This window comes from Cryobacterium sinapicolor, from assembly GCF_004403465.1.
Taxonomy (GTDB): domain Bacteria; phylum Actinomycetota; class Actinomycetes; order Actinomycetales; family Microbacteriaceae; genus Cryobacterium; species Cryobacterium sinapicolor.
Genome location: NZ_SOGQ01000054.1, coordinates 36,967 through 63,901 on the forward strand (window position 1 = coordinate 36,967; position 26,935 = coordinate 63,901).

21 protein-coding genes and 3 tRNA genes are annotated in these 26,935 nt (G+C 64.8%); 18 read left to right on the forward strand and 6 right to left on the reverse strand.

The window, feature by feature from the left end; all coding sequences use genetic code 11:
- Positions 1–5 precede the first annotated feature (5 nt).
- Positions 6–1,391: an FAD-dependent oxidoreductase gene (locus E3T28_RS10750; RefSeq protein ID WP_134430812.1), complete on the forward strand. Its 1,386-nt coding sequence runs from the start codon at positions 6–8 to the stop codon at positions 1,389–1,391.
- Between the two features lie 152 nt (positions 1,392–1,543).
- Here the strand turns inward: E3T28_RS10750 and E3T28_RS10755 are convergent, their stop codons facing one another.
- Together E3T28_RS10755 and E3T28_RS10760 are read right to left on the reverse strand one after the other, a co-directional pair.
- Positions 1,544–2,032, reverse strand: a complete 489-nt coding sequence (locus E3T28_RS10755) for a YajQ family cyclic di-GMP-binding protein (protein WP_134363544.1) — start codon at positions 2,030–2,032, stop codon at positions 1,544–1,546.
- A 25-nt stretch (positions 2,033–2,057) separates the two neighbouring features.
- Positions 2,058–3,074 (reverse strand): LacI family DNA-binding transcriptional regulator, encoded by a 1,017-nt coding sequence (locus tag E3T28_RS10760; RefSeq protein WP_134396048.1) that lies wholly within the window; start codon positions 3,072–3,074, stop codon positions 2,058–2,060.
- Positions 3,075–3,226: 152 nt separating this feature from the next.
- Between E3T28_RS10760 and E3T28_RS10765 the strand changes: the two genes are divergently transcribed.
- The 3 genes from E3T28_RS10765 to E3T28_RS10775 all read left to right on the forward strand — a co-directional run bounded on the left by E3T28_RS10765 (position 3,227) and on the right by E3T28_RS10775 (position 5,689).
- A tRNA-Tyr gene (locus E3T28_RS10765) sits at positions 3,227–3,308 on the forward strand.
- Between the two features lie 31 nt (positions 3,309–3,339).
- Entirely contained in the window at positions 3,340–4,173 is an 834-nt protein-coding gene (locus E3T28_RS10770) for an inositol monophosphatase family protein (RefSeq protein WP_134430814.1), read from the forward strand.
- A 277-nt stretch (positions 4,174–4,450) separates the two neighbouring features.
- Positions 4,451–5,689: a peptidoglycan DD-metalloendopeptidase family protein gene (locus tag E3T28_RS10775; protein WP_134430817.1), complete on the forward strand. Its 1,239-nt coding sequence runs from the start codon at positions 4,451–4,453 to the stop codon at positions 5,687–5,689.
- Between the two features lie 26 nt (positions 5,690–5,715).
- Here E3T28_RS10775 and E3T28_RS10780 read toward each other — a convergent pair whose 3' ends face one another.
- Both E3T28_RS10780 and E3T28_RS10785 read right to left on the reverse strand, forming a co-directional pair.
- Positions 5,716–6,627 (reverse strand): GTP pyrophosphokinase, encoded by a 912-nt coding sequence (locus tag E3T28_RS10780; protein WP_370260020.1) that lies wholly within the window; start codon positions 6,625–6,627, stop codon positions 5,716–5,718.
- Between the two features lie 239 nt (positions 6,628–6,866).
- Complete coding sequence (locus E3T28_RS10785; RefSeq protein ID WP_134430819.1) at positions 6,867–8,534, reverse strand: glycoside hydrolase family 13 protein; 1,668 nt, start codon at positions 8,532–8,534, stop codon at positions 6,867–6,869.
- A 172-nt stretch (positions 8,535–8,706) separates the two neighbouring features.
- Between E3T28_RS10785 and E3T28_RS10790 the strand changes: the two genes are divergently transcribed.
- From E3T28_RS10790 to E3T28_RS10820, 7 genes are all read left to right on the forward strand, one after another.
- On the forward strand, positions 8,707–9,945 hold the full coding sequence (locus E3T28_RS10790) for a sugar ABC transporter substrate-binding protein (protein ID WP_134397669.1): 1,239 nt from the start codon (positions 8,707–8,709) through the stop codon (positions 9,943–9,945).
- A gap of 96 nt (positions 9,946–10,041) precedes the next feature.
- The gene (locus tag E3T28_RS10795) at positions 10,042–11,679 is read left to right on the forward strand and encodes an ABC transporter permease subunit (protein WP_134430821.1); all 1,638 of its coding nucleotides are present in this window, start codon (positions 10,042–10,044) and stop codon (positions 11,677–11,679) included.
- 1 nt (position 11,680) lies between these two features.
- The gene (locus E3T28_RS10800; protein WP_134430824.1) at positions 11,681–12,589 is read left to right on the forward strand and encodes a sugar ABC transporter permease; all 909 of its coding nucleotides are present in this window, start codon (positions 11,681–11,683) and stop codon (positions 12,587–12,589) included.
- Positions 12,590–12,596: 7 nt separating this feature from the next.
- A complete protein-coding gene (locus E3T28_RS10805; protein WP_134430827.1) occupies positions 12,597–14,462 on the forward strand; it encodes a glycoside hydrolase family 13 protein in 1,866 nt (621 codons plus the stop codon).
- 54 nt (positions 14,463–14,516) lie between these two features.
- A tRNA-Thr gene (locus tag E3T28_RS10810) sits at positions 14,517–14,588 on the forward strand.
- A 33-nt stretch (positions 14,589–14,621) separates the two neighbouring features.
- A tRNA-Met gene (locus E3T28_RS10815) sits at positions 14,622–14,695 on the forward strand.
- Between the two features lie 348 nt (positions 14,696–15,043).
- Positions 15,044–15,871, forward strand: a complete 828-nt coding sequence (locus E3T28_RS10820; RefSeq protein ID WP_134430830.1) for a hypothetical protein — start codon at positions 15,044–15,046, stop codon at positions 15,869–15,871.
- Here E3T28_RS10820 and E3T28_RS10825 read toward each other — a convergent pair.
- Both E3T28_RS10825 and E3T28_RS10830 read right to left on the reverse strand, forming a co-directional pair.
- Positions 15,855–16,643, reverse strand: coding sequence for a hypothetical protein (locus tag E3T28_RS10825; protein WP_134430833.1), 789 nt, complete (start codon positions 16,641–16,643; stop codon positions 15,855–15,857). The two genes, E3T28_RS10820 and E3T28_RS10825, sit on opposite strands and share 17 nt — an antisense overlap.
- Before the next feature lie 165 nt (positions 16,644–16,808).
- A complete protein-coding gene (locus tag E3T28_RS10830; protein WP_134430836.1) occupies positions 16,809–17,816 on the reverse strand; it encodes a coiled-coil domain-containing protein in 1,008 nt (335 codons plus the stop codon).
- A gap of 360 nt (positions 17,817–18,176) precedes the next feature.
- On the opposite strand from E3T28_RS10830, the gene E3T28_RS10835 reads away from it, so the two are divergent.
- The 7 genes from E3T28_RS10835 (at position 18,177) to cas6e (ending at position 26,613) form a co-directional block, all read left to right on the forward strand.
- Positions 18,177–18,878, forward strand: a complete 702-nt coding sequence (locus tag E3T28_RS10835; protein WP_134430839.1) for an SOS response-associated peptidase — start codon at positions 18,177–18,179, stop codon at positions 18,876–18,878.
- Positions 18,879–19,250: 372 nt separating this feature from the next.
- Positions 19,251–22,019 carry a CRISPR-associated helicase Cas3' gene (gene cas3 / locus E3T28_RS10840; RefSeq protein ID WP_134430842.1) on the forward strand — a complete coding sequence of 923 codons (2,769 nt, stop codon included), beginning with the start codon at positions 19,251–19,253 and terminating at the stop codon, positions 22,017–22,019.
- Positions 22,020–22,039: 20 nt separating this feature from the next.
- Positions 22,040–23,710, forward strand: a complete 1,671-nt coding sequence (locus E3T28_RS10845; RefSeq protein WP_166787000.1) for a type I-E CRISPR-associated protein Cse1/CasA — start codon at positions 22,040–22,042, stop codon at positions 23,708–23,710.
- A 2-nt stretch (positions 23,711–23,712) separates the two neighbouring features.
- Positions 23,713–24,225, forward strand: coding sequence for a hypothetical protein (locus E3T28_RS10850; protein WP_134430848.1), 513 nt, complete (start codon positions 23,713–23,715; stop codon positions 24,223–24,225).
- Positions 24,226–24,227: 2 nt separating this feature from the next.
- Positions 24,228–25,349, forward strand: coding sequence for a type I-E CRISPR-associated protein Cas7/Cse4/CasC (gene cas7e / locus E3T28_RS10855; protein WP_134430851.1), 1,122 nt, complete (start codon positions 24,228–24,230; stop codon positions 25,347–25,349).
- A complete protein-coding gene (gene cas5e, locus E3T28_RS10860; protein ID WP_166787001.1) occupies positions 25,346–26,023 on the forward strand; it encodes a type I-E CRISPR-associated protein Cas5/CasD in 678 nt (225 codons plus the stop codon). Before cas7e ends, cas5e begins: the two co-directional genes overlap by 4 nt.
- Before the next feature lie 5 nt (positions 26,024–26,028).
- The gene (gene cas6e / locus E3T28_RS10865) at positions 26,029–26,613 is read left to right on the forward strand and encodes a type I-E CRISPR-associated protein Cas6/Cse3/CasE (protein WP_166787002.1); all 585 of its coding nucleotides are present in this window, start codon (positions 26,029–26,031) and stop codon (positions 26,611–26,613) included.
- Positions 26,614–26,935: the final 322 nt, after the last annotated feature.

Genomic DNA, 26,935 nt, shown 5'->3' on the forward strand with positions numbered 1-26,935 from the left:
CTTCCATGACCAAGTTGCGATTGGCCATTGTCGGCGCGGGACCTGCGGGAATCTATGCCGCCGACATCCTGCTCAAGGCGGAACGGAATTTCGAGGTTTCGATCGACCTGTTCGACCACCTGCCGGCACCATACGGTCTCGTGCGCTACGGCGTCGCGCCAGACCACCCACGGATCAAGGGCATCATCACGGCCCTGCGTGATGTGCTCGACCGCGGCGACATCCGCGTCTTCGGCAATGTGCGGTTCGGCATCGACATCACCCTCGACGACCTCAAGAAGCACTACAACGCCGTCATCTTCGCGACTGGAGCAGTGCACGACGCCGACCTAGACATCCCGGGCATCGATCTGGACGGCTCCTACGGGGCGGCCCGCTTCGTGAGCTGGTTCGACGGCCACCCAGACGTGCCGCGCACCTGGCCGCTGGACGCGCGGAAGGTGGCCGTCATCGGAAACGGCAACGTGGCGTTGGATGTCGCCCGGATGCTGGCCAAGCACGCCGATGACCTGCTGAGCACGGAGATCCCAGTGAACGTCTACGAGGGGCTCAAGGCGTCGCCGGTGACGGATGTGCACGTGTTCGGCCGCCGCGGGCCGACCTCCGTGAAGTTCACCCCGCTCGAGCTGCGGGAACTCGGCGACCTGCCCGACGTGGACATCGTCCTCTACGACGAGGACTTCGAGTACGACGCCGCCGCGCGGGACGCGGTGTCCAGCAACAAGCAGGTCTTCGTGATCGACAAGGTTCTGAACAAGTGGCGGGAGCGCCCGGCCGGGACGGCCAGTCGCCGCCTGCACCTGCACTTCTTCGCCAAGCCCCTCGAAATCGTCGACGACGGCACCGGCCGGGTCGGCGGCATCCGTTACGAACGCACCACCCCGGACGGGCAGGGCGGCGTCGTCGGCACCGGTGAGATCCGCGAGCTGCCGATTCAGGCCGTCTACCGCGCGGTCGGCTATTTCGGCTCACCGCTGCCGGGCGTTCCGTTCGACAAAAAGCGTGGCGTGATCCCCAACCGGGAGGGACAGGTGCTCTGGAAGGGTGACCCCTCGTTCGGGTCGAAGGGCGCCAACACGCAGATGTACGGCGTCTACGCGACAGGGTGGATCAAGCGTGGGCCGGTCGGGCTGATCGGGCACACGAAGTCGGACGCCATGGAGACCGTGCGGCACCTGATCAACGACCTCGGCAACTGGTGGCGCCCGGAGTCCCCGTCGGAGCAGAGCATCCTGGACCTGCTCGACGCACGCGGGGTGCACTACACGAACCTGGACGGCTGGCACCGGCTCGACCAGCACGAGCTGGCGCTCGGCTCCGACGTGGGCCGCATTCGGGTCAAGGTCGTGCCTCGCGACGAGATGGTCGAGATCTCCCGGGCCGAGCGCTGACCTGCTGCTGACGAATTCGACGGAGATTTTGCCGGACAACCCGCTTTTCGGCCGGAATGCCGGCCGAATCGGCAAAATCTCCGTCGCATTGGTGAGGACTTGGGGCGTGCCGGCCCGGCCGTCGGCGCGACGCATCGGCCGCCGGGGCGGGACTAACGGAAGTTGACGAACTGCAGGGCGACGTCGAGGTCCTTGCCCTTGAGCAGGGACATGGTGGCCTGCAGGTCGTCGCGGCTCTTCGAGCTGACCCGCAGCTCGTCGCCCTGGATCTGGCTCTTGACGCCCTTGGGCCCCTCGTCCCGAATGATCTTGTTGATCTTCTTCGCGTTTTCCTGGTCGATTCCGGCCTTCATCGAGGCCTCGATCCGGAATTCCTTGCCCGAGGCGAAGGGATCGCCCGCATCCAGGCTGCGCAGGGAGATGCCGCGCTTGATCAGCTTCGATTCGAAGACTTCGAGGATCGCCTTGACGCGCTCCTCGGAGTTCGCCTTCATGAGCACCTTTTCGCCGCTCATCTCGATCGAGGCGCCGACATTCTTGAAGTCGTAGCGCTGGGCGACCTCTTTGTGGGCCTGGTTGAGGGCGTTGTCGACCTCCATCGGGTCAACCTTGCTGACGATGTCGAACGTTGAGTCTGCCATGCCTGCAATAGTACCCAGTGGGTGGCTATTCGCCGGGCCGGGCGGTGCTGGAGCGCACGAGGAGCTCGAAGGGCATCGGGGTGTTCAGAGAGGAGAGCTGGTTCTGGCCGGGGCGCAGCCGGTCCAGCAGGATCTCGACGGCTTTCTCGCCCTGCCCCTGCGGGAACTGGGCGATCGTGGTGAGGCCGAAGAAATCCGCGAGTTCGTGGTCATCGATTCCGATCACGGATACGTCCCGTGGCACGACGAGGCCGAGGTCCCGTGCCGCAAGGATGACTCCGATCGCCATCTCGTCTGAGCCGGCGAATACGGCGCTCGGCCGACCGCGCGGGTTGCCAAGAAGTTGTATGGCCGCTTGGTAGCCGCTCTTCATCGTGAAGTCCGCAGGCCTGAACAATTCGGCAGCCGGAGTGATTCCAGCTGCCGTCAGGGCTAACTCATAGCCGACCCGACGGTTGGTAGGAAGATGGAAGTCCCGGTCGACGTCCTCATTTCCACCGATGTGTGCGATCCGTGTGTGGCCCAGGGAGAGGAGATGTTCCGTGGCGAGCCTGGCCACGGCAACATCATCGATCGTGAGAGTGCGAACACCCTCGATCGGGCCGCCGACGCCGACCAGCGGCTTGTCGAGTGCGTGCAGGGTGGCAACTTCGGTCGTGGTCAGTTCGAGCGAAATCGCGATGACAGCATCCACTCTCTGACGCAGCAGGAAATGGTTGAACACGATTCGGCGCTCGCCGCCGCCGCCGGTCAGGCTGAACAGGGTGAGGTCATAGCCGTTTTTCAAGAGGGATTTCTGAGCACCCTCGACAACGCTGGAGAAGAACCAGCGGTCAAGGAAGGGAACGACGACACCGATGTTCTTCATCCGTCCGGAGGCGAGACTCGATGCCGTGGAGGAGACGACGTAGCCGAGTTCCCCGGCGGATGCTTCGACCTTTAACCGGGTGGCAGGGGATACATGGCCGTTGCCGCTGAGTGCGCGCGAAACAGTGGCGGTAGAGACGCCCGCGTGGCGGGCGACGTCATCGATGCCTACCATGAGGTTCCTATCGGGAATGAAGTTGAGTCATCTCCGATCATATCCACCGTCCGATAGGTACCGGACGTGCCGATTTCTCCCTGGGCACCAAAACCTTGTATTCTGTCTGAGCGCCTCCGGTCACGTGTTTTGCATATGGTCGGGTGCGTATTGGCAAGTTACCCAAGTGGCCAAAGGGATCTGACTGTAAATCAGCCGTCTTAGACTTCGGGGGTTCGAATCCCTCACTTGCCACTCACACTTCTGCATCACCTAGCGTTGAGGCATGACAACTCCTGCCTCAGCCGGTTTGCTTCGCCTCGCCCAGGACACCGCGCTCGCCGCGGGGGAACTGGCCGCCAGGCGGCGCGCCGGAGGGGTGCAGGTCGCCGCGTCGAAGTCCTCCCCGGAAGACATCGTGACCCTGGCCGACCAGGAGACCGAATCGCTGATTCGGGCTCTGCTGGCCGAGGCCCGGCCCGATGACGGTTTCTTCGGTGAAGAATCGGCGGCCACGCGCGGCACGTCCGGTCTGACCTGGGTCGTCGACCCGATCGACGGCACCGTCAACTACCTCTACGGGTTCCCGGCCTGGGCGGTCAGCATCGCCGTCGTCGAGGGAGACCCGGACCCGGCCACCTGGACCACCCTGGCCGGCGCGGTCTACAACCCGACCGGCGACGAACTGTTCACCGCGGCCGCCGGTGAGGGGGCGTGGCTGGGCGGCCGCCGGCTACACGTGCCCACGGCCGTGCCGCTGTCGCTGTCGTTACTGGGCACCGGTTTCTCCTATCGCGCGGCCGAGCGGGAGCGCCAGGCGGACGTGGTGCGGGGCCTGATCGGCCAGGTTCGGGACATCCGTCGCATCGGGTCGGCCGCACTCGACCTGTGTTCAGTCGCCGCCGGGCGGTTGAACCTCTACTACGAGCGCGGGCTGAACCCCTGGGACCACGCGGCGGGGGCTCTGGTGGCGCGCGAAGCCGGCGCCCGCGTCGGCGGCTTCGGGGCCGAACGGGAGAGCGGCGACCTGCTCATTGCCGGAGCTCCCGGACTCTACCGGGTCTTCGAGCCTCTCTTGGCCGATCTATTCGAAGAATTCATGACCGACGGGAAAGCCTAGGCGCCTGAACCGCATCGACCGAGACGGATACCGCGGAAACACGGGCAACCGAGGTGTTTCGGGAGGCCCACCGGCCGTGTCGGAAGCGGAGGCAGGTGCCCCGCTTTCGGGTGTCATTCTGTGTCCGGCTGTGCAATTCCGGGGCCGCAGACGGTAGTCTGTAGTGATTCGTTACTTTGGCTTAGGTCGAAGAGACTACCCTTTTCACTTCCGACGCGCCGAAAGTACCTCTCCTTTGCTCCCTCCCTCGTCCAGCCCGGCTGCCTCGCTGCCGGGTGTGAGTGACCCCGCCGGGAGGCCCCTCACACGCCGTGAGCTGCGCGAGCGCGAGCGGATGTCCGTGTCGGCGCTGGATGTCTCGCCGCTGGACCTCGCCGCCTCTGCGCTGGCAGCCACGGCCGAGCAGACGGCTCCCGTGTACCCTTACGCAGACGCAGACGCAGACGCAGACGCAGACGCCGCGACGCTGACGCCGGACGCCACGCTCTTGGTCGTCTCAAGCCTCGATGCTCCCGAAATCGAGACCGTGACGATCGCGGACTCGGACCGCCTCATCGCCGCACCGGCCGCCGTTGACGCGCCGGTTTCCGATGTAGATCGGCTGCAGACCTCCATCTCGGCCGTCACGACGTCCACGGAGATCCCGTTCCCCACCCGGGCCCAGCGCCGTGCGGAACAGCCCCCCGCCCGCTCCTCCCGCCCGCGCCGCGCCTCGGCCCGGGAGCGCCTGGCGCCCGCCGTTCGGCCGACAGCCGCCACGGCGCCATCGTCCCGGCCCGGCACGTCTGCCCCCGCGAACCGTGTGCGCAAGTTCGCCACGACGGGCGTCACGATGGTCGCCATGGCCTTTGTCGCCCTGATGGCCGTGGCCACCTCCCTACCGGCCGAGGCACTGCTGTCCTCCGCCGACGTGCAGGCCGCCGCGTACAACGCACAGCTGGATGCGATGGGCGAACCTGCCCAGACGCTGTCCATGACCGGCGGAGCGGACACCATCTCGGTCGAGCGTGACGGTTACGAGTCGAAGACCATCGCCGAGGTCGCAGCGGCCAGCGGCATCCGGATGGAAGCGACCTTCACGAACAACCCGAACGGCACCGTGCAGTGGCCCTTCTCGGTGGGCGTGCACATCGGTGACGAGTTCGGCTTCCGCGACTGTGCGGGCTGCTCCTCCAACCACGGCGGCCAGGACTTCAACCCGGGCCTCGGTGCACCGATCCAGTCGATCGCCGACGGCGTCGTGCGCTACGCCGAAGACGGCGAAGGCAGCCTCGGCGTGCACATGATCATCGACCACATGATCGACGGCGAACTCGTCTCCAGCGTCTATGCGCACATGATCCACGACTCGATGCTCTTCGAGGCCGGCGACGTCATCACGGTCGGCCAGGTCATCGGCAAGGTCGGCAACACCGGAATGTCCACCGGCCCACACCTGCACTTCGAGATCCGTGTCGGCGGCAAGGAAGGCACGAAGGTCAACCCGCTCGTCTGGCTGTACGCCAACACGAACTAGGTCAATCGGAACCGGGCCGATCGGAACTAGCCGGCGGCCTCGTCCTCGTCGTCTTGCTCGGCCTCCGGCCTGTCCGCGCCGGAGGGCGCGGCGGCCCGGGTGCGGCTGATTGCAGCGAGGAGCCCCTCGGGCAACGCGAGCTGCGACAGCCCCGCGATCTCGAGCAGGTCGGTCTCGCTGCGGCCATCGGGATCCATGGCTAGGACCTGATCGTGCAAACCCTCCATTTTCAGGTCGAGGCGGTTGGCGACATCCGCCGCCTGTTTGAGGTCGGCTACCAGATCGATCGGAACCGCCCCGCGGTACTTGTAATAGATCTTGTGCTCGAGGCTTGCCCAGAAGTCCATCGCGACGGTGCGGATTTGGATCTCGACCGTGACCTCGTCGACCCGGTCGGACATGAAGACGGGGATGTCGACGATCAGGTGCAGGCTCTTGTAGCCGTTCGGCTTGGGGGCGGCTATGTAGTCCTTGACCTCGAGCACCGTGACGTCGAGCTGGCTGGTGAGCATGTCGAGGATGCGGTAGGTGTCGGAGATGAAGCTGCAGGTGATCCGGATGCCGGCGATGTCCTGGATCTGGGCGCGGATGTCGTCGAGGACCAGGGGGCAACCCTTGCGGACGGCCTTCTTCAGGATGCCCTCGGGCGACTTCAACCGCGAGGCGACGTGCTCGATCGGACTGTAGTCGTGGATGGAGGCGAACTCCTCCTTCAAGATGTTGATCTTCGTCATCATCTCGTCGGTCGCGAACTTGTACGCCAGCATGAACCGGGTCAGCTCTGTCTTGAGCTCGCGCAGTTCGGCGAGGTCCCGGTGCGAAGGTGTTGTCTGAGCGGCTGCGGCTGCGGCTGCTGTGGCGGATCCGGTTCCGGTGCCGGTGCCGGTGCCGGTGCCGGATCCGTGTTCGGTGCCGTGGTCCATCCCCGTGCCGGTCACTGCTGCTCCTTCTGTGCGCTGCGCGCACAGATCGGGCGACGCCCTTCGATTGTCCCATGGCGGGGCTGCCGGGCCGCTGATGGCGGTGCCGGGGTGCGCGGCGTCGGTCGCCCACGAGTATCACTCTGCCCTGTGTCCCGAACGAATTCGACGGAGATTTTGCTCTGGAAACGGGTTTTGGGCTTCAAACCGGCCGTTTCGGGCAATATCTCCGTCGAATTGGTTCAGGCGGAGGCTGGCTAGGCGCGCAGCCAGACGGTGGTGTCGCCGGGCAGGGTGTTTCCGGGCAGCGGGCCGCTGGCGAGCAGGAGCTCGCCGGCAGGCAAAGGCACGGATGCCGCACCCGTGTTCGCGACGACCGTCACCGCGCCGTTCGTGAACGCCACGATCTCGTCAGCGTGGGCGTCCAGCCACTCCACCGAACCCAGTCCGAGGGTGTGCTCCCGGCGCAGGCGCAGGGCCAGCGTGTACAGCTCGAGGGTGGAGCCGGTGACGCCGGCCTGCGCGTCGCGGGCGAGTCCTGCCCACTCGGCCGGCTGCGGCAGCCAGCTCGCCGAGGTCGGGCCAAAGCCGTAGGAGGGTGCGGCGGCTTCCCAGGGAAGCGGCACGCGGCATCCGTCACGGCCGTATCGTTCCCCGTTGGTACGAAACCAGGTGGGGTCCTCGCGGGCGGAGTCGGGCAGGTCGATGACCTCGGGCAGGCCCAGTTCCTCGCCCTGGTAGAGGTAGCTGGATCCCGGCAGTGCGAGCATGAGCGCCGAGGCGGCCCGGGCGCGGTGCAGGCCGATCACGGTGTCGGGGAGGTCGGGCGTCTTCGGCCCGATGCCGTGGCCCTGCAGGTTTTCGTGGTTGAGCGCGAGGCGGGAGGCGTGGCGCACGACGTCGTGGTTCGAGAGTACCCAGGTGCTCGGGGCGCCCACCGCGCCGAATGCGGCCAGGGAGTCGTCAATGACGCGGCGGAGGGCCGGCCCGGCCCAGGCGGTCTCGAGGTAGGCGAAATTGAAGGCCTGATGCATCTCGTCGGGGCGCACCCAGTCGGCGACGTGGCTGAGCGGGTCGACCCAGGCCTCGGCGGCGAGGATGCGGTCGCCCGGGTACTCGTCGAGGATCAGCCGCCAGTCGCGGTAGATTTCGTGCACACCGTCCTGGGCCCAATAGGGCGCGGTTTCGGGCCACTCGGTGATGATGCCTGGTCCCTCCGTCGAGGCGCCGCCCATGCTGCCGCCCGCGACCGGAGGCGTGTAGTCGGGAAGACCGGCCGCTTTGATCATGCCGTGCGCGACGTCCACCCGAAAACCGTCTGCCCCGCGGTCGAGCCAGAACCGGAGCACATCACGGAATTGCGTCTTCACCCATTCGTTGTCCCAGTCGAAGTCGGGTTGGGTGGTGTCGAAGAGGTGCAGGTACCACTGGCCGGGAGTGCCGTCCGGGTTCGTGACGCGGGTCCAGGCATTGCCGCCGAAGACGGAATCCCAGTTGTTCGGGGGAAGGTCGCCGTTTTCGCCCTGGCCGTCACGGAAGATGTAATGCGCGCGCTCCTCACTGCCCTTGGCGGCGGCGAGGGCAGCTTCGAACCACGGATGGTCACTTGAGGAGTGGTTCGGCACGAGATCCACGATCACGCGGATGCCCAGCTCGTGTGCCGTGTGCTGCAGGGTGTCGAAGTCAGCGAGCGTGCCGAAGAGCGGGTCGACATCGCAATAATCGGCCACGTCGTAACCAGCGTCGTTCTGCGGTGACGTGTAGAACGGCGAGAGCCAGATGGCGTCGATCCCGAGAGCCCGGAGAGCAGGGAGACGATTGGTGATGCCGGTCAGATCGCCCATCCCGTCACCGTTGGCGTCCGCAAAGGACCGAGGATAGATCTGATAGATAACTGCGGTTCGCCACCACTCTGAGCCTGTCATGAAAAGAAACCCTACGGCATTTTCATGATGATGGAAGCGCTTGCAGGCCTGTGGGCTGCGCGTATCACCTGCCCGAGATATAGATCCGACTATTTCAGTTGTCAATGGTTCCGAAAGTTGCTATACATGTAAACGCTTGCATAAAATTCAATGTCCTGAGAAAGGCACACCAATGATGGTGAACATGAAAGGTCTCGTCGCTGCCGGCGCCGTAGTGGTCGCAGCGTCCCTCGCATTGTCCGGATGCTCCGGCGGGGCCTCCCCGCAGGATGGCGACGGCGATAAAGCCGCCGCCAACACTTTAACGGTTTGGGTCGATGCCGACCGCGGCACGGTCCTCAAAGACGCGGCGGCGGCATTCACGAAGGAATCCGGCGTCAAGGTAAAGCTCATCCAGAAGGACTTCCCCAAGATCCAGGAAGAGTTCATTGCACAGGTTCCGACCGGCAAGGGCCCCGACATCACGATCGGCGCCCACGACTGGATCGGGAACCTCGTCTCGAACGGCGTGCTCAAGCCCGTCGAACTCGGTGATACGACCGCTGACTTCCAGCCGGTCGCCGTCACCGCGATGACCTTCGAGGGCAAGACCTACGGTGTCCCCTACTCGATCGAGAACATCGCCCTCCTCCGCAACACGGCCCTGGCGCCGACCGCGCCGGCGACGTACGCGGACATGGTCGCCGCCGGCACCGCCGCCGGCACTGAGTTCCCGTTCCTCGTACCCGTGGGACCGGAATCGGACCCCTATCACCTGTACCCGTTCCAGACCTCGTTCGGTGCCCCCGTGTTCGGCACCAACTCCGACGGCAGCTATAACGCCGAAGACCTCTCGATCGGCAACGCCGGTGGAGAGGCCTACGCGGCGTGGCTCGCATCCGAAGGCGCCGCAGGGCACCTCAGCGTGAACATCACCAACGACATCGCCAAAGAGAAGTTCAACGCCGGCGCATCGCCGTTCTTCCTCTCCGGTCCGTGGAATGTCCCGGATGCCCAGAAGGCCGGCATCGACGTTGCGATCGACCCGATCCCGACTGCCAGCGCCAACCCTGCCCAGCCGTTTGTTGGCGTGCAGGGCTTCTTCGTGAGTGCGAAGACCAAGAACGCTCTCGCTGCCAATGAGTTCCTGGTGAACTACATCGGCTCCGAAGAGGTGCAGACGGCACTCTACGAGGTCGGCGGGCGCCCGCCGGCGCTGACCAGCGCCTTCGAGGCAGCTGCCGCCGACCCGATCACCGCCGGTTTCGGTACGGTCGGCGCAACCGCCGTTCCGATGCCCAACATCCCGCAAATGGGCAAGGTCTGGCAGTTCTGGGGTGTCACCGAGGCCGCGATCATCGCGGGCGAGGGCGACCCGGCTGCGCTGTGGCAGAAGATGACTGGCGAAATCCAGGGCGCCATCGCGAAGTAACACCGTGTGCCCGGCTCCATCAGGGAGCCGGGCACCGCGTGCTCCACCACCACACATCAGGCAAGGTTGCCGGCAGGCGCCAGAGATCGGACGAAGATGCCCACCCCACGAACAGGTCGCGATCGCACCGCGCGCGACAACTCGCTGGTCACCCAGTTGAGGCAATCCAAGCGGGCGGGACGAATTGCCGAGGCGGCGTCCGTCGGGATCAAGACTCTCCTGGTGAAAATTCTGCTCCTCGGTATTGTTGACGCGATCAGCGTCTACGCCCTCTTCGTGCTCTTCCTGAAGCAGGACTGGGTCGTTTTCGGACTCGTTCTGGCAGTTACTCTGATCGTCAACTGGATCTACTTCAGCAAAAACGCCCTGCCGGCCAAGTACCTCACCCCCGGCCTGATCTTCCTTGTGATCTTTCAAATCTTTGTTGTGGGCTATTCCGGCTACATCGCTTTCACGAACTACGGCACCGGGCACAACAGCACCAGGGAGGACGCGGTTTCATCACTCATCGCCTCCGCGCAGCAGCGAGTGCCGGACTCGGTCGCGTATGACATCACCGTGATCGAGCAACTGGGTGCCTATAGTCTCCTCGTCACCGACCCTGACGGTCGGATCAGCGTCGGCAGTGCCGACGCGCCCCTGCGTGAAGTCACCGATGCCGAGACGGATGCCGACGGCGTCGCCACCGCACTTCCCGGCTACACCTCGCTCAAGTTCAGCGACATCGCTGCCAATCAAGAGGTCATCGCGGCCCTCTCGGTGCCCCTCACCGACGACCCGAACGAGGGGGTGCTCCGCACCCCGGACGGCTCAAAGGCCTATCTCTACCTATCCGATCTGGTCTACGACGAGGCCGCGAGAACGATGACGAACACCACGACGAACGTCGTCTACGCCGAGGACCGTACAGTCGGGGCGTTCGCCGCGGAGGACGGTACCGAACTGCGCCCCGGCTGGAAGGTTGAGGTCGGATTCGATAACTTTGCCCGTGCGTTCGGCACGGATTCCATTCGGGGGCCGCTGATCAACGTGACCCTGTGGACCTTCGCCTTCGCTTTCCTTTCTGTCGCCACCACGTTCGCGCTCGGGCTCTTCCTGGCGCTGGTCTTCAATGACCTGCGGATGCGCGGACGCAACGTCTACCGCGTCGTCTTGATTCTTCCCTACGCGTTCCCGGCATTCCTGTCCGCGCTGGTCTGGGCGGGGCTGCTCAACCCGCAGTTCGGCTTCGTCAACCAGGTGCTGTTCGGCGGGGCGGAAATACCCTGGCTCACAAACGAATGGCTGGCAAAATTCAGCATCATCTTCGTGAACCTGTGGCTCGGCTTCCCCTACATGTTCCTGGTCTGCACGGGTGCTCTTCAGTCGATTCCCGGCGAGTTGCAGGAGGCGGCAACGGTCGACGGGGCGCGGCCCTGGCAGGTGTTCCGGCTGATCAAGCTACCGCTGCTGCTCGTGTCGGTGGCCCCGCTGCTCATCTCGTCGTTCGCGTTCAACTTCAACAATTTCAACCTCATCTACATGCTCACCAATGGCGGGCCGAGAGACGTTACCGCGGGAGTGAATGTGGGTGCGACCGACATCCTCATCTCGATGGTTTACAAGGTCGCCTTCGTCGGTGCGAACCGCGACTACGGATTGGCGAGTGCGTTCTCCATCATCATTTTCCTGCTGGTCGCGATCGTTTCGATCATCAGCTTTAGGCAGACCAAGGCACTAGAGGAGCTGAACTGACATGCAGGTCAACAATCGGGAGACAAGCGACCGCATCGTCGCGCGAAAGTCGTCATTCCAGTTCAAGCGCTGGTTCAAAGCAACGGGATGGCGCCACCTGATCGGCGTGTTCATGGCCGTGTTCTCGGCGTTCCCCCTTGTCTACGTGCTCTCGGCAGCGCTGCAACCCGGCGGCACTCTGATCACGGCAAATGGGCTCTTCAGCGAGGTGAGCCTCGGCAGCTTTGTGACGCTCTTCAACCTGCCCCAACAGCCATACGCCGCCTGGTACGGGAATACCCTGATCATCGGAGTGATCACTTCGATCGGCACGGTATTTTTGGGCGCCCTTGCGGCGTATTCCTTCTCCCGGATGCGTTTTTTCGGTCGCCGGGGGGGACTGCTCACGCTCGTACTGTTGCAGATGTTTCCCCAACTGTTGGCTGTCGTTGCGATATTCCTCCTGCTCAACGGCATCTCCGATATCTTCCCCGCGATCGGGCTGGACTCGCAGGTCGGCCTGATCATGGTCTACCTCGGCGGGGCTCTTGGGGTGAACACCTACTTGATGTACGGATTTTTCAACACGATTCCCGCATCGATCGATGAGGCCGCCAAGTTGGACGGTGCCGGGCACGCGCGCATCTTCTTCACGATCATCCTGCGACTGGTCGCACCCATTTTGGCGGTCGTCGGCCTTCTCTCCTTCATCGGCACGACGAACGAGTTCGTCATCGCGAGCATCGTGCTGATCAGCCCGGAGAATCAGACCCTCGCGGTGGGCCTCTACCAGTTCGTATCTCAGAAATTCTCTACTAACTACTCGGTCTTCGCGGCCGGCGCCGTGCTCGCCGCACTGCCCGTGATGGCCCTGTTCCTCTGGCTGCAGAAGTACATCGTCGGCGGCCTGACCGCCGGATCGGTGAAGTAAGGGGCGCATGCTTCCGCACCACGACGGGTCGGACCTGTATGTCTCCGAACAGGCTCCCCGTCCGGGTGACACGGTCGGCGTGCGGGTGCGGGTGCCCGAGGCGTGGGGCGCCGTCGCATCCGTGCACGTGCGCTCGACGCCCGACCGGGAACCGCGCTTCCACGAGGCCCGGCTGCTCGGCGCGGCCGATGGCTGGCGGTGGTGGCAGGCCGAGGTCGAAATTCTGAACCCGGTCAACGGCTACCGGTTCCTGATCAACCGGGCGGACGGCGGCCACTGGTGGCTGAACGCCGCCGGGGCGCAGCCCTTCGAGACTGTCGACGCCGAGGACTTCAAGCTCCTCGGCCATCCTGCCCCACCGGCGTGGGCCGCATCGACCGTGATGTACCAGATTTTCACGGACCGGTTCGGGCGCTCCCCGGCCGCCGCGCTGCGCGAGAAGCCGGCCTGGGGCGTGCCCGCGGAGTGGGACGATCCAGTGGCGAAGGGCCAGCCGGCCCGCTCGCACCAGTTCTACGGCGGGGACCTCGACGGCATCGCGGCGCACCTGGACCACCTCGACCGGCTCGGCGTCACGCTGCTCTACCTGACCCCCATGTTCCCGGCCGGCTCGAGCCACCGCTACGACGCGCAGAGCTTCGACCTGGTCGACCCGTCCCTCGGCGGCGACGCCGCCCTCGTGCGGCTGGTCGAGGCCGCCCACGAGCGTGGCTTCAAGGTGATCGGCGACCTCACCTCGAACCACTCCGGCAATCGGCACGAGTGGTTCCGGGCCGCGCAGCAGAGCCCGGACGCCCCCGAGAGCGACTTCTACTACTGGCTCGACGAGCGGCACGAGCAGTATGCGTCCTGGCTGGGCGTGCCCGAACTGCCGAAGTTCAACTGGTCCTCGACCGAGCTGCGGCGCCGGTTCATCGAGGGACCGGACTCGGTGGTCGCGAAGTGGCTGCGGGCCCCGTTCCACCTCGACGGCTGGCGCATCGATGTCGCGAACATGACCGGCCGTCTGCAGGGGGAGGACCTGAACGCCCTGGTGCGGCAGACCATTCGGCGCACCATGATCGCGGAGAACCCGGACACGATCCTGCTCGGCGAGTCGACCAATGACGCCGCGGGCGACTTCCAGGGCGACGGCTGGCACGGCGCGATGACGTACACGACCTTCACCCGCCCGGTCTGGAGCTGGCTCTCGAAGCCGGAGAGCCCGTCGTCGTTCTTCGGGCTGCCCTACGGCACCATCCCGCTGACCGATGGCCGTGCCTTCGTGGACGCCCACCTCCGGTTCACGGCCGGCTACCCCTGGCGCACCCGGCTGGCCACCATGAACGCGCTCGACACGCACGACACGCCGAGGTTCCGCACCCACGCGATCGACGGTGGAGTGGCCGTGGCCTTCGGGCTGAGCGTCACCATGCCGGGCATCCCGGTGGTCTTCGCCGGCGACGAGTTCGGCCTGGTCGGAGACGACGGCGAGGCCTCGCGCACGCCCATGCCCTGGGATACGGCGGACGACCCGGAGGTGGCAGCCACGATCGACCTGTATGCGGCGCTGATCCACCTGCGTACCGCCCACCCGGCCCTGAACGGCGGTGGAATGCGCTGGGTGCACGTGGGCGCGGATGTGGTCGCCTACGTGCGTGAGTGTGCGGAGGAGACGGTGCTGCTGGTTGCCGCCCGCGCAGCGTGCACGGTGACCCTGCCGCCCGCGGCGGTGGCGGGAGCACCGACCCGGCTCTTGGGCGACGCCGCCGTCGGCATGGTGGGCGGGCGCATCCGTCTGCAAACGAACGGGCCGAGCTTCACCGCGTGGTCGCTGCCGGGGGTGGCGGTGCCCGATCGGGGCCCGCGGTCATCGGGCAGGCCAAGTTGGTGATAATATTTACCGGTTGCCGAAATGCGGCTTAGTTTTCGTTCACACGAATGCTTCGCCCCCTTAGCTCATTGGTAGAGCACTTCCTTGGTAAGGAAGAGGTAGTGGGTCCGATTCCCACAGGGGGCTCTGGCTTGGAAGCTCTTGCAGCCGACAGGTCGTGGCGGGGTAGCTCAGTTGGTTAGAGCACACGGCTCATAATCGTGGTGTCGCGGGTTCAATTCCCGCTCCCGCTACACATAAAGGCCCTTTGACCAGGAATTCTATCGGTCTCAGGGCCCTTCCTTTTGCCCGGAAGCTGACCGACTCCGCTCTAAACTCCGCTCTAGATTTGAGTTGCGGGAAGGCTACGGTGCCCGTTCCCTCACCTTGCGGTAGGCGGTGTGTCTCTCGTGCCTGTGGCGCTCAGTTCTCGTGGTGCTGGCGCCAACCCCGAGCGATAACGCTGCATCCCCGGACGATCCCCAACGGGCACGCGCTACTCGGCAGCGTGCGACTCGGCAGCCGGAGACGTCTGACGTCGTCATGACGGAGGCAACGGAGCAGTTGCTGAGCTATTCGTTCGATACCCCTAAAATATGCTCATGACCGAACCATTGGTGATTGCTGGAGCCATCGCATCCGCGCCTGTGGTGCTCGACGCATACAAGCGCCTTTTGGGTCCGAGCCTCGACTTGATGGGTGACGGGATCAAGAGGGGACTCCTGAATCGCCGCAGCAACATACATAGGGTTGCCGAACGTGCTGACGCCAAAACGAACACTCACGGGCCGGGCGCCGTCCCGCCCCGCGTTGCTGCCGATGTGTTCGACAAGGCCCAATGGGCAGACGATGAGTTTGTCGCGGAGTACCTCAGCGGCGTGCTCGCTTCGTCGCGGTCTGAGGACGGACGCGACGATCGCGGAATTGTCTGGACGTCGCTAGTGGGGAGATTGTCGTCAGACTCCCTTCGGCTTCACTATGCGATCTACTCCGCTTTGCGTGCCAAAGTCCTTGGAAAAGACGTTGAGGTGATGTCGCAATGGATTCAGAAATACCTCGTGCTGAACTACTACGACCTTCTGCCCGGCCTGGAGTTCGGCTTCGGTCAGGTCGGCATACGCCGCCTGCTCGACGCTGCCTACGTACTCGAGCGCGAGGGCCTCATCTCCGGGATGACACACGGAAGCGCCGAACACTTCACTGGGCAGCCCTTCGGGATGTACTCGCTTCCGAACTTTGGCGACATATTCATGACCGCGACCACCATCGAGGGCTGCAACCTCTTCCTATACGGGCACGGGTATGGCGACACCTGGGCGAGTGCGATTGCTGACGAGGAGCGCGATTTCCCCATTTGGCCGGACATCGCGCCCTCACTTGGTTCGATTCCAGCAGTCTGGCTGGATGAGCTACCTACGAGGTCGAGCTAGGCAGACGAGCTTCAGTTGAGGACACCCCAAAAAAGGCATTGACGAACGACATCGCGACTGATTCGGCTGTCTGATTCTCGATGAGAAGTCGGTGCGCGAGTGTTACTACGAAAAGAGTCACCAGGCGGTGGGCCTCCAAGTCAGAATCACTGACCGGGGGAGCTCCCTCTCCTAGCGTGTTGTTACTAGCCGGTGCGTATGCACCGGCTAGATACCCTGAGGCGTGCGCATACGAGGACTCCTCGCGCCATGCTCGAAAGAGGCCTGCGTTCTTCACGTCTGTGGAGTGGGCTGCCGCGGCAATTTTCCGTGCCTGGTCTTTGATGCGACCGTTCTTGGTCTCATCCAAAACAAACGCGTTCATGTCAGTCAGGTCAACAGCGCTGTCCCAGCCCATGACCCGCATATGTTCGAGAGTTTTCACGGTCTGCTCGCGTTCGTGTTCGAGCATTGCGTCCACTGCCCCCGCGCGGTCCTCCGGTGCTAGGTCGTGAAGCCAATGCAATCGGAGCGCTATCTCCGCAAACATTCGTCGGTTGGGAGCGGCTGCCGGAGCCATGTTCGCTGCTGTCAGCGTGGCGATGACTCTGCTCTGCTCGAAGGACGCACGTAGCCACCCGACTATGAACTGGTTGGTTCGGCTGAGTGGCACTCCGGAAGGGTCGACGGCAAGCACCCGGTCCGCCGATTCGTTCGCGAACCTCGCATTCACGAGATATGCGGGACGTTGCCGCTCTGCGCGTCGTGCTTCCTTCGATTTTTTTCCACTCACACCTGCAAATTTAGCCGTATGTCAGGTGCCCAAGATGAGCCATGCTTCTCGTTCTCCAAGCGGAGAGGGCGACAAATTCGGGCAGTAACGATGCACCAAACGCCCGGAGAAGCGGGATCGCGTTCGCGGTCCTCGCGGCGACGCCTGTTCTACCGCACTGAGCCGCTATTCGCGCCCGTTCGTCCGCGACTCCTCCAGTTCGGCGCGCAGCAGTGCGATTTGCTGCTCGTAAGCGGCCCGGAGGTCGGTGACGCGCTGCTCCGCGTAGGTACGCTCCCTCGCGGTCTCGGCCGTGGCGCTTTCACGTTCGCTTACTGCCGTGGCCAGCTGTCCAGTGAGCACGAGCGCTTCCGCCCGTGCGCTCTCGCGCTCGACCCGGACCTGGTCAAGCTGGCCGCGGGTGGTCACAGTCTCTGCCTCGGCACGCTCGGCGCGCGCCGTGGCGGCGTCCGCACGCACGGCAGCGTCCCGCGCGGCCGCCAGGGCCTCGTCCTTGGCCGCTGTGGTCGTTCTGACGGTCTCCTTGACCTCGACGAGCTGTGCCGTCGTGGCTGTGTTTTCGGCGCCCAGCGCGGCTACCCGCTCGGTCAGATCGGCGATCTCTGCGGAGGCCCGCGCTGCGTCCTCACTCGCGATGACCAGACCCTTCTCCAAGCTGGCAGCGCGTTGTTCGAGTGCCTCGAGGGCGGCGCGGAGGTCGTCGACCTGGGCGGCGGATTCCTCAGCGGCCGCGTCGGCCTCGGCGCGATCGACTTCGGCCTCACGCATGGCGGTCTCGGCCCTGTTGGCGCGAGCGGCTGCGGACGCGACCTGCTCGGCCGCCTCAGCGGTGACATTCTCGAGCTGTGCTTCGGTCGCGTCGGGATCCGCGACAGTGCGCAACTCCGCGACGAGGCTTGCGAACTGCTGCTGAAAGAGCTCGGCCATGCCGGCGACCTGTGCATTCAGCATGCTGGCGCGCTGACGGGCGGCATCGACGGGGAACTTCTCGTCTTCAGCCGCGCTCTGGCCTTGGCCGGCCTCGGTGCGGCGTGCCCGCCATGCGGCGGCCCGGTTATGAGCTGGATCGGTGCAATAGCCGGGGGGCCGACCAACGCCAGGCGCGGCATCCACGGGCTCGCCGCAGCCTGGGAAACGACAGGTGCGCACATCGGTGACTTCAGGGGTGCTCATACCCAATAACGTATCGCTAATAACGCAATACGTAAACGATATACGTAAAGTAGATAACGAAATTGGAGTCCCGTCACGCTGGGCGCGGACGCGGTGGCGGCCGCGTGCAGTGTCCTGCTGGCGGATCTCGAGGCCAACCACCTGTGCGCGCGTAGTGTGTCGGACATGGACGACGACCTGGGTGTGCCGAACTGCGAACGCTGCTTGGTGCCCTGGCGATCGAGGGTACCGATGAAGGCCCGTTCTGGTGCTGCTCCGAGTGCCGTATCGTTCGGCTGGCTTGACGTCCCCATCAGTGATGCTGCTCACAAGGTGACGGACCATTGCTGACGAGGCTGCGGGAGAGCTAGCTTCACCTGCATGTGCGGCAGATACGTGGTTCCCAATACGACGGACGAGCTGCTGAGCCTGTTCGACGCTTCCCACGCCAACGCGGCTGACTGGCAGCCCTCGTACAGTGTTGCCCCCACGGACCCGGCACCTATCGTGCGCGAATGGATCCACGACGAAACACTGAACCGGGACGTGGACCTGGCATCGTGGGGATTGAAGCCAGGTTGGGCGAAGCCGGGTGGCCCGGCGCCCATCAACGCGCGCCTGGAATCGGTGGCCAGTAACGGCATGTTCCGCAGCGCGTTTGCCAGTCAACGGTGCCTGGTGCCCATGGCCGGCTACTACGAGTGGCAGCGGATGGACGACGGGAAACAGCCCTACTTCATCCACAGTGACGGCGATGTGCTGGCCGCGGCCGGCCTGTACGCGGCTCGCCAGGAGGACGACGTGTGGAAGATCTCGTTCACGATCATCACGCGCGCAGCACGGGACGCGTCCGGTGCGATCCACGATCGTATGCCCGTGTTCTTGACCCCGGACGTGTGGGGCCAATGGCTGAGCCCGGAGAAGATCAGCGACACGGAGGAAGCCCTGTCGATGCTTGACCGCAGCTCCGTCGCTGTTGCCAAGACCGTGACGGCGCACCCTGTAGCCCGGAAGGTCAACAACGTCCGCACTCTCGACAGCGAGGACGAACGACTGATCGAAAAGATCACACTCGCTTTGTAAGTAGCGAGCTGTCGTCCAAGGCACCCGGCTAACAGCTGCGAGCATCGCGAGAGGGCTGAGTTCAAGTAATTTCGCCGCCGCGCCGCGGGACTCCGGATAGACGGTCCCGAGGACAGCCACCGGGGACTTCACCGCGCCCAGAACAGCTGCTGATCTGGGCCTGGCTCTGAATGTCGGTGCTCCTCGGTAGGCTCGGATGTAAGTAATCCGGGGGGATCTTGGGTGGAGGAGTGCCGACGATGACACGTTTTCTTACTATTGGCGGGATGGCGTGAACCCGTCGTGCGCGGCCGGTGCTGATCGTCAGACCCGTCGTCGAACCCCGGTGCGTTTTCGTTGTGTTCCGACGACATTCTCGTTGCGCGGTCGCTCATGACTGGCGACGCTGTCCTCGTGACCGTTCCCGTCCAGCGTGCGGATTGCGTTGTTGGCGGGAAGAGCGCGGACCCGGGGCTGTGGGGAAAACTCGATGGCGGCGGGGGCCGGTATCCGCTTCTCTGTCACCTGTTGGACACGTCGGCGGCCGCCTTCGTGCTCTGGGACACATGGTTGCGCCCAGGTCTGCGTCAGCTCATCACCGCTGCCGTAGCCCCGGGCGATGAGGCATCCGCACGTGCGATTTTCGCGGCAGTCGCTGGCCTCCACGACGCGGGTAAAGCCAACAAGATCTTTCAGGGCCAGCTCTATGCCCAACACCGGACCGCGCCAGTCGACAAGATCGTCGCCGAACTCGCCCGCGCTGGATTCGATGTCACGACTCCACCCAGCGCAGTTCCCGGTCAAAGCGTCCCACCGGTCTATCAGACAGTCCTGCGGCGCCATGAAGCCGTCAGCCTCTTTCTGCGAACGGGAATCTGGCCTCGAGGGTCCGATCCAGTCGTCAACGTCTGGACGTCCGTAGTTGTGGGCGGTCATCACGGCCGATTCCACCCGCGATTCGATTCCGAAACGAGGGCCGCGGACTGTCTAACGGTCAACGGCTTTCTCGCCGGCCTCACCGAGGCCGCGTGGGGAACACAGCAGCAGGCCCACGAGACCGCCGTGCTGGCGGCGTGCGGCGTCACCCGCGTACAGCTTGAAACGCCGCTTTACGGCGAAAAGACCACGACAGCGATCTTGCTCCTGACGGGCATGGTCACGCTCGCCGACTGGCTCGCCTCCAGCACTGAGTCAGTAGCCCACGGCCACAGCCTCACGATTGACCCCGCCGCTGACCCCGCCGCATGGACGAACGCCCGGCGTACCGAATACTTCGAGCGCTCCGTCCCGCAGACCCTGGGCCTCTACCAAGATCTCGCAGACCCGCTCAACGCGATCATGGGCGACTTCGCTGATTCTCCGTCGCCGTTGCAGGCCATCGCGCCGACGATCGGCCGCGGACTCTGGATCGCGACCGAGACCACCGGCTCAGGGAAGACAGAAGCGGCCATGCTGCGGCACACCGCGATACCAGGCGAAGGAATCCTGTTCGCCCTGCCAACCAGGGCAACGACCGACGCCATGTTCGAGCGCATCGCCGGCTATTACTCATCGTCGACCAACGCTGCGGCGCTGCTTCACGCGCACCGCAGCCTGAACAGCTTCTACACGAATGCAGCTCAGTCCGGAGAGGGGCTCCACTCAACACAGTGGTTGGCGGATGCCCGCAACGCCCTCTTCGCGCCCGTCAGCGTAGGCACCTGCGACCAAGTACTGCTGGGCGCCCTGCGGCAGAAGAACACCCCGGTGCGACTGCTCGCCCTCGCTAACCGGCACATCGTCATCGACGAGGTACACAGCTTTGACCACTACCAGGCCGTTCTGTTGGAAGAGCTTCTGGCGTGGTGGGGTGAAACCGACACACGCGTCACCCTGCTCTCAGCATCGCTGCCGACCGCGGTGGCGCTACGATACGCGCAATCCTATGGCGGCCCTGGCGTCACTGTCACGCCTCAGTACCCTGGGCACATCAATGTCACCGCGTCGGGAGCCACAAGCGCGCCCGTCACGTCGCAGCGCAGCTACTCGCTGCGGGTGCGCCTGCACGAGGCCCCGGCGGCTGCACTGGTCGACGTCCATCTGGAGCGGGCCCTGGCGTATCGGCGGCAGTCTTCGGATACGCGCATCGCCATCGTGGTCAACCAGGTGCAGCGCGCCATCGACATCGCTCGGCGACTCGCTGAGGCCGGTGAGCGCGTCATTGTGCTGCACTCGCGCATGGCTGCCGGACATCGTGCCGCTGTGACCCGTGAGCTGCACGAGGTGGCCGGCAAGACCAGCGGGCAGCGCGGTGTGATCGTCGTGGGCACCCAGATCATCGAGTCGTCGCTCGACTTGGACTTCGATCACATGCTGACGGATCTCGCCCCGGCCCCCGCTCTCATCCAGCGCGCCGGCCGGCTCTGGCGCTCGACCGCTGTTGTTGACGGGGTGTGGGCTGCGCACCGCTTTCCGCGCCCGACGGTCGTACCGACCCTCGACGTGATCATCCCGACCAACCGTTCCGGCTCGCTTGACGCGGGCGCATCGCTTCCCTACCTGCCAGGTGAGCTTCGCCGCACTATGGAGACCCTGCGCCACGACGCTTACGACTCTCGGGTCATCGCCATCCCGGCCGACGTGCAGCAGCTCGTCGACGCGGCTGCGTTTGATCCCCGCAATGCCGACCTCACAGACGCCAGCGACGAACTGGAGCTCATCGACGCCGCGCGCAAGCTGCAGGACGCTGAACGCGTCGTGGTCCCCTTTCACCATGACCATGCTGACGAGACACTCCTCAGCCGCGAGACGACGCATCGCGAACTCTCCGCCATCACCGAGCCGAAGGAGCTGGCCGAGTACAGCACGCGTCACATCGAGCGCCCCACCGTTGACTGCTTCATCGTGGCACCCGAGGGCTCGTCGAAGTGGGTCTGGCGGGCATCCGTCGAAGCCGCCCTGCACTCGCGCAACCCCCACGTCGTGCGGGCCGTGCTGGCCCTGACCTTTCCGGTGGCCTCAAGCAGCATCTCACCGAAAAAGGGCATCGAGAAGATCCCCGGATTTGATCTCGACGACGAGCTGGGCATGCGCAAGCGCGGGCCCATGCAGCGGCAGCTGGTGCCGGTAAGGCTCGTCGATGGCGCTGTCTACGACGATCTTCTCGGCGTGCGCTTCCGATGACCACTACGACTTCCTCAGAGATGAATCACGAAACATTCAGCGATCGGAGCAAGACGATTACACAACAGGGAAACATCCGAGAACTGGCCTGGCTGCCCGTGATCGACGCATCGGGCCGGCGGCTGGTCGGACTCGACGAGCTGTTCAGCACGGCGCACCTGATCGAGCGAATCGACGTCCGCGCTCCCATCGAGAAAGCGGGCGTGCTGAGGTTCCTCACTACGGTCACGGCGCTGATCGTTCGAGCCCAGGGCGTCACGAAGAGAAGCGCCGGAGCCGTGGTAACCGACGGTTTCGCCCCGGCGGCTATCAAGCAGGCCCTCGACGCCATCGACGATCGCCTGTGGCTGATCCACGCGACGACGCCGTTCATGCAGGAGGGCCGCTATGCCGCTGCAACATCCGTCGTGAAGACGGCGGCCAGCATCCGTTCGACCTCGCCCGGAGACTCGACCAAAGCCTGGTGGGGACGGCCCGGCGACGGATTCGCCACCGGCAATGTGCTCTTCGAGGATGCTCCCGCCGTGCTGATGGGCTTCTGGTTCTACTCGCTCAACAACAACAGCGCCGTCGTCCTCGATGGAGTTCCCCTGCCCATGCAGGGTTCCGCCGCGGGCAAGGTCAAGGCCGCCGGAGTACGTCTCTGGAAGGGCGGCGAAAACCTTGCCGCGACGCTCCTGATGAACACTCCCCAGCAATGGGCCAAGGGATCTGAACTCCCCGCCTGGGCGCAGACCTTGCAGACGTCGGGCCACCTCGATCCCTTTGTGGCCGCCACGATCACCGGCAACGCAACGCTGTTGCTGGCGGACGAAATCGACGGCGAGATCATCTTCACCGGCGCGCATATCGGAAGCGTGCTGCGCCGAGGTATCCCCCCGACCGCGGCAGACCATGCTGCTGTGCAAGCCGCGAAGAGCCGAAACAAAGCGGCGATCACGGCCAATCGCACGCTCGCCGTCGGTGAGTTGCCGACCCCGGCGGAGACCTTGCCGGAGCTCGGAGTCGACGCCTTGAAGGCCTCGCTCATGGATGCCTGGCGGAAAGACCCGCAGATCGTTTTGCGGAAGCCTGACCCGAAAAAGAAGGGTCCCCAGAAGGACGAGGACATCCGTGCGCTCAACGACGTCCATGCGGGTACGAGTGTCTTGCACAACCTGCGGGCCTGGTACCTGCGGGCCTTCAACCCGGACGTACCGGGTCAGGCCAGCATCCTCGTGCGCGATGAGTTCACCGTCGAACTGTTCTCTATCCAGATGGACCAGAAGGGTTCCTACGGCGAACTGACCGGGGCCTCGTGGCTGTCGATGCCGCCAGGCACCGTAGGCGGATCGCCCGAGGTGCAGGCCGCACTGACGAAGTTCGCTGACTACGCCTATGAGCGAGTGCGCAGCGCGCTCTACACCGCCATCCGCGCCGTGCTGCACGACGACGGACCCGTCGGAGCCACCCATAACGACGCGCTGAGTCGGTTCAGCTTCCTGGCTGATGGGGTCGTGACCGAGGTCATCGCTGTGTCGCTTCGCGGTGAGGCGTTCACGAGCGTGCATGTGAAGTCGTGGACCAACGCCGCGATCAACGCCTTCGACGAAGCCATCGAACCCTATGCCAGCGCACGCCGGCTGCCCGACATCGCCGCCGCCCGCCACAAGCTCATCCAAACCCTCCACAAAACCGAAAGCGAGAAGTAACCGTGAGCCTGCCTCCTGAATTGAATGCCTTCACCGGCCGTCTGCTCGCCGTGCGGAATTCGCAAACCTCGCTGGCCTCTGACGTGTCCCGCGGGATTTCCGAGGTCACGGAGCGCTACGCCTTCGCATACACAGTGCCCGCAACGGCGGACCTGCACCGCCCCGAGATGATCACCGGTGCCACGCGGGCCCTCGGAATGATTGCCAAGTACAAGCGCACCCCGAACAGCACGCTCCCGCTGGGTCGGAATTTCGCCTCCATCCCGGGCGTGACTCCCGGCCCGAACGACGGCGTCAGCGAACGCCTGTCACTCGTCGTCGACCTCGACATCGAACAGGCCGCGCAGATCATCGAGGGCCTCGTTGGCCGCGCGACCGCCGTCAACTTCTATGCGCTCGTCGAACTGCTCACGTTCTGGGACACCGGCGACCTCGAGCGCGACCTGAAGACCCGCTCCCGCCTCATCTACGACTTTTACTCCCGCCCCGACTACACGACAAAGAAGGCCAGCTGACCATGACTGAGAACAACTTCCTGACGATCCACTCGCTGACCGCTCTGCCCTGGCACAACCTCAACCGCGACGACCGCGGACTGCCCAAGCAGGTGCGCGAAGGCGGTAAGACCCGCGGCCGGCTCAGCGCCCAGTCGCTCAAGCGCGCCATCCGCGTCGCCTACGAGCTCGACTCCCACACCGACGGAACGAACTCCCTGCGATCGCGTGACCTGCACGAAGAGATCGTGCGCCGAGCCGCGGCCATCGCCGCCACGAACCAGGTCGCTTTCGATGAGAAGGTTGCCCTCAAGATCGCAGCCAAGATCGTGAAGTCCCTGACGTCCAGCGACAAAGACACTGCCGAGCCGAGCGAATCCACGGGCGCCGCCAAAGAGGACTCCAAAGACACCGTGACGTGGCTCTCCGGCGACGAGATCGACGCACTCGCCGGTGCGCTGGCCGGTACCGGCGGCACTCTCAAAGTCGCTGACTTCGTCCAGAGCAAGACCGGGAGCCTGAGCATCGCCGCGTTCGGCCGCATGTTCGCGGCCCAGAACGATCTCCAGACCGAAGCTGGCATCGCCGTCGGCCCCGCGACCACCACGCACCCGATCATGATCGAGGTCGACTACTTCACCACCGTCGATGACCTCCCGCGGGAGAACGACCGCGGCGCCGGTCACCTCGGCCAGGCCTTCTACACGTCGGGCGTCTACTACCGCTCCGTGACAATCGACAAGAAGCAGCTGCGCGATTCCTGGACCGGTTGGGACAGCCCGGATGCCGCCGCTCGCCTTGAGCTGCTGGTGCGATCCATCGTCACCGCCCTCCCGAGCGGCAAGGACAACTCCACCGCGCCGAACACGCGCCCGGCGCTGATCCTCGCCGAGACTCAGGCGCACCGCACCGCGTACGAGTTCCACGAGCCGGTCAAGGCCGACGCTGAGGGCGGCTATCTCGCCGGATCCATCAAGCGGCTGATCGAGCAGGCCGACCAGGCGCGCGCTTTCGATCCGAGTGAGTTCGGTGAGTCGTTCATCTCGGGCACGTCGGCCGACACGGGGCTCGCGATCCACTTCGATCACACCACGGTCAACCTGCCCGAGCTCACGGAGCAGATCGTCGAATGGCTCCGGCGGTGACACGCAGCCTGCTGCTTCGATTTGCAGCTCCCCAGCAGTCCTGGGGTTCGACCGAGCTATCCGACCGCAACTCAGAACCGCTACCCACCAGGTCCGGTGTCGTCGGCATGCTCGCGGCCGCGCTCGGGGCCGCCCGCGGCGACTGGCCGGCGTGGCTCTGGGCCACCGACATCTGGGTACGGGTCGACCGCAAGGGCGGTCTCAGCTCGGATTTCCACACCGTAGGTCTGGCCGCCACAAGCGTGCAGGACATCCGGTCACGTCACCGCCAGGTCACCGGCGGACGTGGCAAGGCCGACTTCATCGTGCCGCTAGGTAGCGGCACCAAGTGGACGCTGGGTGGCGGCACGATGGTCACCAACCGTCAGTACCTCGCGGATGCTGAGTTTCTGGTGGCCATCAGCCACGTCGATGTCGATCGTGTCGCCGAGCTTGCGCACGCCACGCGCAATCCCGTCTTCATGACGTACCTGGGCCGCAAGGCTTTCGCTCCCACGTTCCCGTTCCATCTGGGAGTGCGTGAGGGTGATCCCCGGGCGATCCTGGCTGTGCTGCCGACACGGGCGAAAGAAGCTTCCCAGCTGTCGCTTCACCACCTCCTGGGCGATCAGAACTACGCCATCGACACTGTGCAACCGCCGACCATGACCACGCTTGAAGGGTGGACCGTATGAACCACATGACGCTGATCGCCGCACCCACCGTGCGCGTGAAGAGCTGGACCGATCACGGCGAGTTGCATCGCCTGGTGATGGGGCTATTCCAGTCGGCGAATCTCCCCGGAGAAACCAACGAGAAGCGGGCCACGAGCAACATTCTGTTCCGCGTTGACGAGGCGTCAACCGGGAAGGTGCTGCTGGTTCGTTCGGACATTGCGCCGACCAATCTGCCGCGAGGAGCGCAGACCAAGGCTGTGCCACAGCAGGTGCTCGAGGCGGGCGAAGCCATCCGCTTTCGGCTGACCGCCAATGCGATCCGTCGGTCCCGGCCGGTAACCCCAGACGTCAAGCGCGGCGTCGGGATCTCACCTGTCGAGAACGTTGCTGAGTGGGTGACGAACAAGCTGGCCGGCGCCGTGGAGGACGTGACTCTTTTCAGTCACAACCGAAGCGTGGTGACGAGCGGCAAGTCTGCGCTCCAGCTCGACATCGTCGATGGTTACGGGCTGGTTCACGATCCGGAGGTGTTGCAGCAGCTGTTGAAGACGGGGGTGGGTCGGTCGAAAGCCTTCGGTTGCGGGTTGCTGACCGTGGCGCGAGCGTGACGTGGACGCTGTTACCTTCCCGCGTTGGCGGGGGTGTTCCCAGGCCCATACATTCAGAACAGAGCCGAGTCCTCCCTTCCCCGCGTAAGTGGGGGTGTTCCCTTCGCCGAAGCTATGCGGGCTCGCGACCCTCGCCCTCCCCCGCGTAGGCGGGGGTGTTCCGATGCGGTAGTGATCGAGCGTCTTACCCTCCACACCTTCCCCGCGGAGGCGGGGGGGGTGCCCCTATGTTTTTGTCAAGCCGCGAGTTGATGGTCGGTTTGATAAAGGGTGCCGTCGCGCAGCATGGCATAGAGAACGTCGCAGCGTCGTCGGGCTAGGG

Excerpts from the sequence above, each read along its gene's own strand:
- E3T28_RS10750 (WP_134430812.1), top strand. The coding sequence starts at position 6 with ATGACCAAGTTGCGATTGGCCATTGTCGGCGCGGGACCTGCGGGAATC.
- E3T28_RS10755 (WP_134363544.1), bottom strand. The coding sequence starts at position 2,032 with ATGGCAGACTCAACGTTCGACATCGTCAGCAAGGTTGACCCGATGGAG.
- E3T28_RS10760 (WP_134396048.1), bottom strand. The coding sequence starts at position 3,074 with ATGGTAGGCATCGATGACGTCGCCCGCCACGCGGGCGTCTCTACCGCC.
- E3T28_RS10770 (WP_134430814.1), top strand. The coding sequence starts at position 3,340 with ATGACAACTCCTGCCTCAGCCGGTTTGCTTCGCCTCGCCCAGGACACC.
- E3T28_RS10785 (WP_134430819.1), bottom strand. The coding sequence starts at position 8,534 with ATGACAGGCTCAGAGTGGTGGCGAACCGCAGTTATCTATCAGATCTAT.
- E3T28_RS10790 (WP_134397669.1), top strand. The coding sequence starts at position 8,707 with ATGATGGTGAACATGAAAGGTCTCGTCGCTGCCGGCGCCGTAGTGGTC.
- E3T28_RS10795 (WP_134430821.1), top strand. The coding sequence starts at position 10,042 with ATGCCCACCCCACGAACAGGTCGCGATCGCACCGCGCGCGACAACTCG.
- E3T28_RS10800 (WP_134430824.1), top strand. The coding sequence starts at position 11,681 with ATGCAGGTCAACAATCGGGAGACAAGCGACCGCATCGTCGCGCGAAAG.
- E3T28_RS10805 (WP_134430827.1), top strand. The coding sequence starts at position 12,597 with ATGCTTCCGCACCACGACGGGTCGGACCTGTATGTCTCCGAACAGGCT.
- E3T28_RS10820 (WP_134430830.1), top strand. The coding sequence starts at position 15,044 with ATGACCGAACCATTGGTGATTGCTGGAGCCATCGCATCCGCGCCTGTG.
- E3T28_RS10830 (WP_134430836.1), bottom strand. The coding sequence starts at position 17,816 with ATGAGCACCCCTGAAGTCACCGATGTGCGCACCTGTCGTTTCCCAGGC.
- E3T28_RS10835 (WP_134430839.1), top strand. The coding sequence starts at position 18,177 with ATGTGCGGCAGATACGTGGTTCCCAATACGACGGACGAGCTGCTGAGC.
- cas3 (WP_134430842.1), top strand. The coding sequence starts at position 19,251 with ATGACTGGCGACGCTGTCCTCGTGACCGTTCCCGTCCAGCGTGCGGAT.
- E3T28_RS10845 (WP_166787000.1), top strand. The coding sequence starts at position 22,040 with ATGAATCACGAAACATTCAGCGATCGGAGCAAGACGATTACACAACAG.
- cas7e (WP_134430851.1), top strand. The coding sequence starts at position 24,228 with ATGACTGAGAACAACTTCCTGACGATCCACTCGCTGACCGCTCTGCCC.
- cas6e (WP_166787002.1), top strand. The coding sequence starts at position 26,029 with ATGACGCTGATCGCCGCACCCACCGTGCGCGTGAAGAGCTGGACCGAT.